The organism is Bacteroidia bacterium (genome assembly GCA_025056095.1).
Classification (GTDB): Bacteria; Bacteroidota; Bacteroidia; order JANWVE01; family JANWVE01; genus JANWVE01.
Genome location: JANWVW010000080.1, coordinates 1 through 11,378 on the forward strand (window position 1 = coordinate 1; position 11,378 = coordinate 11,378).

At 38.4% G+C, this 11,378-nt stretch carries 9 protein-coding genes; 3 read left to right on the top strand and 6 right to left on the bottom strand.

Features of this window, described 5'->3' with window-relative positions; translation table 11 throughout:
- Nucleotides 1-1,091: hypothetical protein (locus NZ519_07375; GenBank protein ID MCS7028575.1), on the top strand; the 1,091-nt coding region annotated here is incomplete at its 5' end.
- A gap of 59 nt (nt 1,092-1,150) precedes the next feature.
- Nucleotides 1,151-2,449, top strand: a complete 1,299-nt coding sequence (locus NZ519_07380; GenBank protein MCS7028576.1) for a glycosyltransferase family 4 protein — start codon at nt 1,151-1,153, stop codon at nt 2,447-2,449.
- Nucleotides 2,450-2,499: 50 nt separating this feature from the next.
- On the opposite strand, the gene NZ519_07385 is transcribed toward NZ519_07380, so the two are convergent.
- The 3 genes from NZ519_07385 to NZ519_07395 form a co-directional block, all read right to left on the bottom strand.
- Entirely contained in the window at nt 2,500-2,622 is a 123-nt protein-coding gene (locus NZ519_07385; protein ID MCS7028577.1) for a hypothetical protein, read from the bottom strand.
- Between the two features lie 391 nt (nt 2,623-3,013).
- On the bottom strand, nt 3,014-4,609 hold the full coding sequence (gene nadB / locus NZ519_07390) for an L-aspartate oxidase (protein ID MCS7028578.1): 1,596 nt from the start codon (nt 4,607-4,609) through the stop codon (nt 3,014-3,016).
- A 53-nt stretch (nt 4,610-4,662) separates the two neighbouring features.
- Complete coding sequence (locus tag NZ519_07395; GenBank protein ID MCS7028579.1) at nt 4,663-5,244, bottom strand: tRNA-(ms[2]io[6]A)-hydroxylase; 582 nt, start codon at nt 5,242-5,244, stop codon at nt 4,663-4,665.
- 231 nt (nt 5,245-5,475) lie between these two features.
- Between NZ519_07395 and NZ519_07400 the strand changes: the two genes are divergently transcribed.
- On the top strand, nt 5,476-5,652 hold the full coding sequence (locus NZ519_07400; protein ID MCS7028580.1) for a hypothetical protein: 177 nt from the start codon (nt 5,476-5,478) through the stop codon (nt 5,650-5,652).
- Nucleotides 5,653-6,023: 371 nt separating this feature from the next.
- On the opposite strand, the gene NZ519_07405 is transcribed toward NZ519_07400, so the two are convergent.
- The 3 genes from NZ519_07405 to feoB form a co-directional block, all read right to left on the bottom strand.
- On the bottom strand, nt 6,024-8,555 hold the full coding sequence (locus NZ519_07405) for an ATP-dependent Clp protease ATP-binding subunit (GenBank protein MCS7028581.1): 2,532 nt from the start codon (nt 8,553-8,555) through the stop codon (nt 6,024-6,026).
- Between the two features lie 83 nt (nt 8,556-8,638).
- A complete protein-coding gene (locus NZ519_07410; protein ID MCS7028582.1) occupies nt 8,639-9,058 on the bottom strand; it encodes a YbjN domain-containing protein in 420 nt (139 codons plus the stop codon).
- Between the two features lie 79 nt (nt 9,059-9,137).
- Nucleotides 9,138-11,231, bottom strand: coding sequence for a ferrous iron transport protein B (gene feoB / locus NZ519_07415; GenBank protein MCS7028583.1), 2,094 nt, complete (start codon nt 11,229-11,231; stop codon nt 9,138-9,140).
- Nucleotides 11,232-11,378: the final 147 nt, after the last annotated feature.

The window sequence follows — 11,378 nt, forward strand, 5'->3', positions numbered from 1 at the left end:
GCTACGCTAACGCTTCGGTGCTACGCTTCGCTCCGCACTGGGCTAACGCCCACCCTCCGCATGCCTCACGCAAGAAAAACCTAATCAATACCTCACAAAAAACTTATTTTTTATTCGCCTTCAAACCTTTTAATCAATCTGCAAGTAATGTCCAAAACTCTAATAACTTTGTAAGACAAATGCGAATCATTTACTTGAACTTTATCTTGATAGTGCTTCTATTTGAACAAGCTTGCTTCCATGGTATAACTTACTACTACCGCCCTCAACACGATACTATAAAAACAACCTACAAGTATCAAAAAATTGCTCAACTGGACTGCAGCATCAAAGAATCATCAGGAATTGTTGTAGTCAAAGATAGCTTACTTCTTACTCATAGCGATTCAGGAAATCCTCCATATCTTTACCTCACTAACTTAAAAGGAAAGTTGATTAAAAAGTTTTATGTGAAAAATGTTCATGCCATAGATTGGGAAGCTATAACCCTTGGCGAAGACAAAATTTACCTTGCAGACATTGGAAATAATTCTTTTCAAAGACAACAACTTTCTATTTATACCATCCCTTTGAGTTGGGATAAAGACACACTAGAACCTATACAAAAAATAGTCTATGTCTATCCAGACCAAAAGCATTATCCAAAGCATCGCCATCATGATGCAGAAGCTATATTCTATGCCAAACCGTATTTATACATATTCACTAAAAACTACGGTACAAAAAGTACGGATGTATACAGAGTAAATCCTGAAATAGATTATGTTCAAGCCGCAACTTGGTTAGCGCGTTCGTATTTAGATTCTTACGTTACTGATGTTGCTTACTCCCCTGCCAAAAACGAAATAGCACTTTTGACTTACGGTTTTGTGTACATTTACCGAACTCAATTAGATAGTGGTTTGTTCAAAAATGCCCGTCTGACTATGCGCTTACGTATTCCCATTTCTCAAACCGAAGCTATTACCTACCTCAATGACAATACTTTGCTTATTACCAATGAAAAAGGCAAAATATTCAAACTAACTCTTTTTTACACACGCAGGCAAAGTTTTCTTGACGATTGTTGTGTAGGATGTGGTTTATTTTGAGAAGTGCTATCTACTGTGCTATTTTAAGTACCGTTAGATTGTATTTTTGTCAATCTGTTATGTCTAAAAAAGTTTTATTCATCACGTATTACTTTCCGCCGAGTGGAGGTTCAGGAGTTCAAAGACCTCTCAAATTTATTAAGTATTTACCAAAATTTGATTGGGAACCTGTGGTCCTCACAGCAAAAGATGGTGAGTATCCCGCCATTGACGAGACTCTTTGTAAAGAAGTGCCTTCGCATCTCACTATTTTGCGCACTCCTGCCTTTGAACCTTACAAGTGGTACAAAAAATTTACTAACCGAGAAAAAACTACGAAAATTGACCGAACTATTTTAGATACCGCTTCAAAGTCATGGAAAGAACGGCTAGCTATATGGATTAGAGGAAACTTATTCATTCCTGATGCGCGTAAGTTTTGGATATATCCTTCGGTTCGTTTTTTATCGCAGTATCTCAAAAAAAATCCTGTCCAAGCAATTATCAGCACAGGACCTCCTCACAGCGCCCATTTAATTGCTCTCAAGATTAAAAAAAAATTCAATTTACCCTGGATAGCTGATTTCAGAGATCCTTGGACTACTATTTACTATCATCAACAACTGCAACTTTCACAATGGGCAAAAAAAAGACATATCGCATTGGAAAGAAAAGTACTCAAACAAGCAGATATTGTAATTACTGTGGGTAAAACTTTAGCCAGTGAGCTAGCTCAAATCCGAGAATTGCCCGTAGAATACATTTACAATGGCTATGATGAAGAGGACTTTTTACCTTACAGGAATCTACCTTTGTATGATAAATTTACCTTGACTTATGTGGGAACAACTTTTCAAAATGTGGACAATTTCGTTTTTTGGAATGTTTTGCGAGATTGGCTAAAAGCTAATCCCGAAGCTCAAGCGCAGTTTCAGATACGTATGATTGGCAAAACGCCCCAAAAAGTAAAAGAGCAAATCATAAGTGCAGAACTATCGGATTATGTGTATTATTCTCCTGATGTCGTTGAGCATCATGTTGCCATAGAAGAAATGTGTAAATCTCATTTGCTTTTTATGAGTATAGTTCAAGATAAAAACATGGTTAGTGGCAAGTTATTTGAGTATATAGCTTCTCGGCGGCCTGTATTATGCTTTTGTCATCCCGAAGGTGATGCTGCTCGGATTATTCAAGAGTGTGATGCAGGAATAGCTATAAAGCCTGAAGATACTTTTACCGCTGCTGCTTATCTTTCTCAACAGTTTGAAAAGTACAAAGTCAAAGATTATAGCTTTAATACAAATTCTAACATTCAACGGTATTCTCGTCAGTATCAAGCAGGGCAGTTAGCTAAATTGTTGGATAAGTGCATCCTTTGAGATAAAGGGGCAAACTTTGAAGATATGACGAGTCTTTTCTAGATTAAATTTTATTTCAGTTTTTTGGGCGTGCCCTTGTGGGCAAAAGCCCACAAGGTCGGCGTGCTTCGGGCTACGCTAACGCTTCGGTGCTTCGCTTTGCTACGCACTGGGCTAACGCCCACCCTTCGCATGCCTCACGCAAGGAATCTCTGAAAAAGCCATTTCTCTGTTTCTTATGCAAATTTTAGCTTGTAAGTACTTGTACTTCAAGCTCAAACAAGGTAAAGACATAATTGAACAGGTCATCTGCGTGAGGGGCATGGAGCATGCCGTTAGGCAGTGCGTAGCGTTAGCGAAGCACCGTAGCGAAGCGTAGTGCGGAATGCCCCGACCCTTGCGCAGCAAGGGGCACGCCCAAAAAATATCTGAAATATAACAAAAAACCTCTTTATCCTCTTTTTTAGACATATCTTTTCTGTGTACATGGCATAAAGTTTGTTGCTCTGCTATTCGGTAGGCTTATTGGTTTTATGATTTTATTTGGTGGCTACGCTGTACAAACAAAAAGTACAGCGTTTTTTATTACAAAATAGTATCGTACAAATAATCTTGACTTTTGTAAGGATAATCCGTAGTGTAGTGCAAACCTCTACTCTCTTTTCGTAACTTGGCTGACTTTGTAATTAAAAAAGCACAAGTGATAATATTCCGCAGTTCGCACAATTCCACAGATACTTTGGTTTTTTTGTAGAACTCTTCGGTTTCTTTGTATATCAAGTCTAATCTGCGTAAAGTACGCTCTAAACGTAAATCATTTCGGACAATCCCTACGTAACTGCTCATCAAATTTTGTACTTCCTTAAAGTTTTGAGAGATCAATATCCACTCTTCGGGATAAGTAGTTCCGCTGTCATTCCAATCGGGGATATTTTCTAAAATCGGAATGCTTTTGAAGTTATCTTTAACATGCTCATAAATACGATGCGCAAATACCAGTGCTTCTAGCAAAGAGTTGCTAGCTAATCGATTAGCACCGTGTAAGCCTGTACAAGCACATTCGCCGCAAGCATAAAGATTGTGTATGGAGGTTTTACCTTGTTCATCTACCAAGATTCCACCGCAAATGTAGTGCATAGCAGGAACGACAGGTATCCAATCTTTGGTTATATCTATCCCTATACTCAAACAATGTTGATAGATAGTAGGAAAGTGAGTTTTAATTTGCTCGGCGGGCAGATGAGTGGCGTCTAAGTACATGTATTCTTTACCGTGTTTTTTCATTTCTTGGTCAATGGCGCGCGCTACAATATCTCTTGGGGCTAACTCTTTGCGTGGGTCATATTTATGCATAAAAGGTTCGCCTTCATGGTTGCGAAGAATAGCCCCATGCCCGCGAACAGCTTCGGATATTAGAAATGCAGGGGACATGTGTCCTGGATGATATAAAGCCGTAGGATGAAACTGAACAAATTCCATGTTGGCAATTCTGCCATTTGCTCTGAATACCATTGCAATGCCATCCCCTGTGGCTATTTTGGGGTTAGTGGTAGATGCATACACATTTCCACATCCACCTGTTGCCATTACTGTGATACGAGAGAGTATTTTTTCTACTTTTTCTGTTTTTTTATTTAGTGCAAAAACTCCGTAACAAGTAATGTTAGGCGTACCTTTGTGTACATACCTGCCTAAGTGGTGTTGGGTCAAAATTTCTATGGCAAAATAATGGTCTAAAAGTAGAATATTCGGGTTTTCTTTAACTCTTTGCAAAAGTGTTTCTTCTATTTCTTTACCTGTGTAATCTGCTGCGTGAATGATTCGCTTATCGGAATGTCCGCCTTCTTTTACTAAGTCTAACTCACCTTTATCATTTAGACTGAATGAAACGCCCCATTCTATTAGTTCGCGTATTCTATCAGGTCCTTCAGAAACTACTATGCGTACAATATCCTCATGACACAAGCCATCGCCTGCTATTAAAGTATCTTGAATATGTTTTTCAAAAGAATCGTTTTGATTGTCCATTACTGCGGCTACGCCCCCTTGGGCGTACTTTGTATTTGCTTCATCGGGATTAGTTTTGGTCAGAATGGTTACTTTACCATAAGGAGCTAGTTTGAGAGCTAAGGACAAACCTGCCACTCCTGAACCTATAATTAAAAAGTCTGTTTTGTGCATACTTTGAACATAAAGACAAATATAAATAGCAGTACGTTCAAATAAAATGAAGGCTAATGTACTCTATCGCCCCGCAGCTCTAACGAAGCCATGATTTTTGCTTCGGCTTCTAGATATTCATTCCAGCGTTCTTTGACTTTACTTTCAGGTAAATAACATTTAGCTAAATCTAAAAAAACACGATAATGCTCTGCTTCTGAAATCATAAATTCACGGTAAAACTGACGCAAGTGGGCATCTGTACAATACAAAGAAAGTAACCGAAAGCGTTCACAGCTACGGGCTTCTATCATTGCACAAGTAAGAAGTTCTTCTACTAATCGTTCATGCTTAGGTCCGCCTTTTTTCTGTACTTTCAAAAGTAAATTGACATATTCGTCTTTTCGCTGCTTACCTAAGTGCAGCCCTCTGCTTTTAAGTTCTTTCAATACACGTTCAAAGTGCGACCATTCTTCAGTTACAATTGGAGTTACAGTGTCTACTACTTCCACGTATTCGGAATAATTTACAATTAACGAAATGCCTTGCGAAGCGGCTTTTTGTTCGCAATATGCGTGGTCAGTCAATATTTCTTCTATGCTTTTTTCTGCAATATTTACCCAGCGTGGGTCCGTAGCTAATTTCAACCCCAACATACCTCTGTATGCTAAAAATAATTCTCAAAAATACGTCAATTTTTTCTAAACTTGACTATACAAGCCTTTTTTGAAAAAATTTTTTAACTGCCGAAAAAATGCAAAAAAGTACTTATGTCTTTTTTACCTAAAAAATTCGGTTTGTTTGAGTATATGTTAGCATTTATTGGCACAGTTAGTATATAAGTTAGTTGTAGGATAAGATTGACAAAATTTTTTGGGCGTGCCCTTGTGGGCATTCGCTTGCGCTCATGCCCACAAGGTCGGCGTGCTACGGGCTACGCTAACGCTTCGGTGCTTCGCTTCGCTCCGCACCGTGCTGACGCACGCCCTTCGCATGCCTCACGCAAGGGATCTCTGAAAAAGCCATTTCTCTGTTTCTTATGCAAGGTTTTAGTTTGTAAGTGATTGTACTTCAAGCTCAAACAAGGTAAAGACATAATTAATCAAGGTTATTTGCGTGAGGGGCATGGAGCATGCCGTTAGGCAGTACGAAGCGTTAGCGAAGTACCGAAGCGAAGCGTAGTGCGGAATGCCCCGACCCTTGCGTTAGCAAGGGGCACGCCCAAAAAAGTAAGCTTAATCCTTTTTAATAAATTTTTTCATTTTAGCAGTCTGAAAGCTGTACACCTACGCAATTTTTGAGGTTATACTCAACATTTTAGTTCCTAATTGAGTAGTTAGCAAGTTGCCTTACTTACTTTTGATAGCACTACGGATTGGTAGAGATTTGACTATTTATCAGAGCTCTGATAGTCCTATCTTCAATGCGTTTCTACTTACACTAACTCTTCTTTACGTACAACTGAAACAGTAACTGCTTCATCACCTGGTTTGTAGTCTACTTTGAGTAAGTCCCCCTCTTTGAGGTTAGCTTTGAGTATCTCTTCTGCAATAGGATCTTCAAGATATTTTTGTATAGCTCTGTTGAGCGGTCTTGCGCCGTATTGAGGATCATAGCCTTTTTCAGCTAAGAACTCTTTTACAGCATGGGTTACTTCAATTTTGTAGTTCAATGCTTCTAGTCTTTTGAACATTTTTGAAAGGGCTATATCAATAATCTGAATGATGTGTTCTTTCTGCAATGGGTTGAATATAATTACATCATCTATACGATTGAGGAACTCAGGGGCAAATACTTTTCGCAATGCACTTTGAATTGTACGTTTAACATTATCTTGCTGTGCTTCTTTTTCCTTATCTTCTGGAGCAAAACCTATACTTCTGCCAAAGTTTTTAATTTCTCTTGCACCTATATTAGAGGTCATAATGATAACTGTGTTTTTGAAATCTACCTTTCTACCCATGCTGTCTGTAAGAATGCCATCATCTAATACTTGGAGTAGAATGTTAAATACGTCAGGATGAGCTTTTTCAATCTCATCTAATAGTACTACGGAGAAAGGTTTTCTGCGAACTTTTTCAGTGAGTTGACCACCTTCCTCATATCCTACGTAACCTGGGGGTGCCCCTATCAAGCGAGATACTGCGAATTTCTCCATGTACTCACTCATATCTATGCGTATCAATGCGTCTTCACTATCAAACAGATAGCGGGCTAATTCTTTAGCTAGTTCTGTTTTTCCTACACCCGTAGGACCTAAGAACAAGAAAGAACCGATGGGTTTTTTAGGGTCTTTTAGTCCTGCACGCGTGCGCTGAATAGCTTTACACAACTTGATTACTGCTTCATCTTGACCAATAATTTTAGACTTCAGCTCATTGGGCATGTTGAGTAATTTTTGGCTTTCTGCCATAGCCACTTTGGTAACAGGGATGCCTGTCATCATGGATACGACTTGGGCAACGTCTTCCGCGGTTACAATGTGTTTTATGTTTTTGCTATCTTCTTCCCATTTGAGTTTAGCTTTTTCTAGTGCCTCCATCAATTTTTTCTCTTCATCTCTAAGCTTGGCTGCTTCTTCAAATCTTTGACTTTTGACTACTTGAGTTTTCTTTTCTTTGACTTCTTCTATTTGTTTTTCAATCTCTTCAATTATTTTTGGAACCTGTATATTAGACAAATGCACGCGGCTGCCTGCTTCATCTAATACATCGATGGCTTTGTCAGGTAAAAAGCGGTCTGTAATATATCTTTCACTTAGTTTGACGCAAGCTTCAATGGCTTCTGGAGTGTAAATAACATTGTGATGTTCTTCGTATTTTTGTTTAATGTTATTGAGAATTTGAAGAGTTTCCTCCACAGTGGTAGGCTCTACTATAATTTTTTGGAATCTACGGTCTAAAGCGCCGTCTTTTTCAATGTATTGACGATATTCATCCAACGTAGTAGCTCCTATGCACTGGATTTCTCCTCTGGCTAGCGCGGGTTTGAACATATTTGAGGCATCTAGTGAGCCGCTTGCGCCCCCTGCGCCTACAATAGTGTGTAGCTCATCAATAAATAGAATAACGTTAGGTGCTTTTTCTAATTCAGCCATAATGGCTTTCATGCGCTCTTCAAACTGTCCGCGATACTTAGTACCTGCCACTAATGACGCCAAGTCCAAAGTAACGACGCGTTTATTAAACAGTACTCGACTGACTTTTTTCTGTACTATTCTCAAGGCTAGCCCTTCGGCAATTGCAGTTTTACCTACCCCAGGTTCACCAATCAATACGGGGTTGTTTTTCTTTCTACGGCTAAGCACCTGAGCTACACGCTCAATTTCTTTTTCCCTACCAATAATAGGGTCAAGTTTTCCTTCCTCAGCTGCTTTTGTCAAGTCCCTGCCGAAGTTATCTAATACAGGGGTTTTGCTATTTTTATCCACTTTTCTTTCAGAACTATAACGAGTTTCTTCTAATGGATCGTTAATTTCTGAAGACCTGTTTTGAAAGTCGTAGTTTCTATATGGAATATCTTCCTGCTTGTAGATATGCACAACCTCCTCGTAGACCTTTTCGTACGTTACATCAAAATTATGTAGGATGTTTGCTGCAATATGGTCTTTTTCTTTGAGTAAAGCTAACAAAATATGTTCAGTATTTACAACTTTTATTCCAAATAAAGAAGCCTCTAAATAAGCAGTCTTTATGATTTTTTCAGACTGCTTAGTCAGGGGCAAGTTAGATATATTTGAACTATACAAGTTGCGCCCATGAGCGTACTGTTCAATTGTCCTACGCAAAGTTCTCAAATCTACACCTAAATTTTGTAAAATCCTTGCCGCTGTACCATTCGATTCACGAATGATACCTAAGAGTATGTGTTCAGTGCCAATATGGTCATAGCCTAAGCGAAGTGCTTCTTCTCTACTGAAGCTGAATACCTCACGAGCTTGTTCTGAAAAATTTCCAAATTCAGACATATTTACTACAAAGTTACAAGAATCAACAAAAATATAAACAAAATTTAAACTCAATACGTTGCTAAGGCTGTTTTAGTTTCATTTTAACGCTGTACTGCATACTTATTCTGAAAATAGTCATCATAAAAATCTCCGTAATAGCCAATTCGTTCAATAGCAGCTAGTGCTTCACTGACATCTAACCCTTCTACTTCTCGGATTACTTTTATGTAAATTCTGTCATCGTACTTAGTAAAGCTCACTCCGTAAAGGATATAGTTTATTTCTAACAGCTCTTCAAAAAATTTTTCGCGGTTTGTAGTGGGTACTTTGGTAATAGGTGCCATTACTTGAAAATAAGCCCTTTTGTCTTTTTCCGAATAAGTTAAATCTATCCAAATGGGAGCAGAGCCTTTTTTGAGATTCCACTTTCCTTGTTCCTGATCCCTGCATAACTTGGGATCTATACCTAGCGCTGCAATCGCTTGCTCTACTACATCGTAGTATTTCATTAAGTTTTCCATAATAACAAAGGTACAGATTTTTGCAGAGAAATAAATCAGATTTTTGAAAAACTTGCTACACTATGCTTTTTTGAGATAATTACACATACCTCTGCATAATTTGGTAAGCTATTGTTGCCACAGTATAGGCTAAGCCCATCATGTAGAGCAAAGAAAACAAAGTCCATTTCCAAGAGCGAGTCTCTTTTTTAATCGCTGCCAAAGTACCCATGCACTGCATTGCAAAAGCATAGTACAACATCAAAGCAGTGCCATTAGCAAAGTTATATTGCGGTTTTTGTGTAATCGGATCAATTTCTTTTTGCATGGCTATTTGCAAGTCAGTTAAATTATCTTCGGCATTTTCTAAACTGTAAATAGTTGCCATTGTTCCAACAAAAACTTCTCGGGCCGCAAAAGAAGTAATCAAAGCTATACCCATTTTCCAATCTAAGCCCATAGGGGCTATCAAAGGCTCTAAAAACTTACCTGCTTTACCTGCGTAAGAGTTCTCTAATAGTTGTTTTTTCTGCGTTTGTTCACACTGTTTTTTGAGAGTTTCATTTTCTATTTGCTCACATTTGAACTGATTTTTCACAGCTTGAAAACTGCTTCCACCATGATTAGCTAAAAACCACAACACAATAGAAATAGCTACAATAATTTTACCTGCATCCCACACAAAGGTTTTTACCTGCACCCATATTGTAATGACTACATTTTTCCATCTCGGCATGCGATACAAGGGCATTTCCATTAAAAAAAAGCCTTTTTCGTCATATTTTACAAGCTTTTTAAGCAATATAGCTACAAGTAAAGAAGTCAAAACCCCAAGTACATACATGCCCATCATTACTAATCCTCTGGAGTTGAATATCCCTAAAAATACTTTTGAGGGCACAAACAGTCCAATAATTAAGGTATATACAGGAATACGTGCGGAGCAGCTCATCAAGGGAGTAATTAAAATAGTAATCAAACGTTCTTTAGAGTTTTCAATAGTACGCGTCGCCATAATAGAGGGTACAGCGCAAGCCATTCCTCCAAGCATCGGCACTACTGACTTACCACTTAGTCCAAACTTACGCATAATTTTATCTAACAAAAACACTACCCGAGCCATGTAGCCCGTGTCCTCTAAAAGCGCCATAAAAAAGAACAAAAAAGCAATTTGCGGTATAAAAACCACTACGCCTGCTAATCCTGCAATAATCCCATCAGTAAGCACTTCGGTAAAAGTAGACTCAGGAAGCCATGCGGTAAGATGTTCATTTATCCATTCAAAAGCTCTTTCAATCGCATTCATCGGATATTCTGCCCAAGCAAAAATGGCTTGAAAAATCACAAACAAAATCAACAAGAAAATGATGTAACCCCATATTTTGTGAGTAAGAACTTTATCTAACTTCTGTTCTAATGTGGTTTTTGGGGGATCTTGCTTCAAGCAAAAACGAAGCTGCTCATCTATCCATTCTAAACGAGCAAGTGTTTCCCTGCCTAAAACAACTATTCGGTCCTCATTCGTTAAAGAAAAAAGTTTTTCTTTGTCCGCACCGTGAATTTGCTCAATGTGATTAGGCTGCATCAAGTAATGAAAAGCTAAATAAGCATTAGGCAGATGATACTTTTGCTGTATTTGCTCTATTTTAGGATGAAGTGCTTCAGGAATAGAAAATATGCTTTTTTTAGGAAGAGGAAGTGGTTTGCTTAACCATTCTTTGAGAGTTTCTATTCCTTGATTTTTCAAAGCAGATATGGGAATTACAGGTATGCCTAAACGAGCAGAAAGCTCAACGATATTTAGTTCTATCCCTTGTGTTGGAAGCAGGTCTATCATGTTAAGGGCTAACAATGTCGGAAAACCTAAGTCTATAATTTGTGTGCAAAGCAGTAGATGCCGTTTGAGATTAGTAGCATCGGCTACTACGACTACTATATCAGGATGGTCTTCGTGATTTAGATTGTAGAGAATTTGGCAAGCAATTCGTTCATCTTCAGATTTTGGATACAAGCTATATGTGCCAGGTAGGTCAATAGCTATAAAAGTCTCATTTTTTACTTTGAATGTGCCTGTTTTACGTTCTACGGTTACGCCTGCGTAGTTGCCTACTTTTTGGTTCAGACCTGTAAGAGCGTTAAATACAGAAGTTTTACCACTATTTGGATTGCCGACTAATGCAATTTTTTTGGTCATAAATAAGTAAGATGCAAATATGCAAATTATTTAGAAACAATCTAAATAACTCAATAAATTGTAATGGATTTAATTTTTTTGGGCGTGCCCCTTGCTGACGCAAGGGTCGGGGCATTCCGCACTACGCTATCGCTTCGGTGCTTCGCT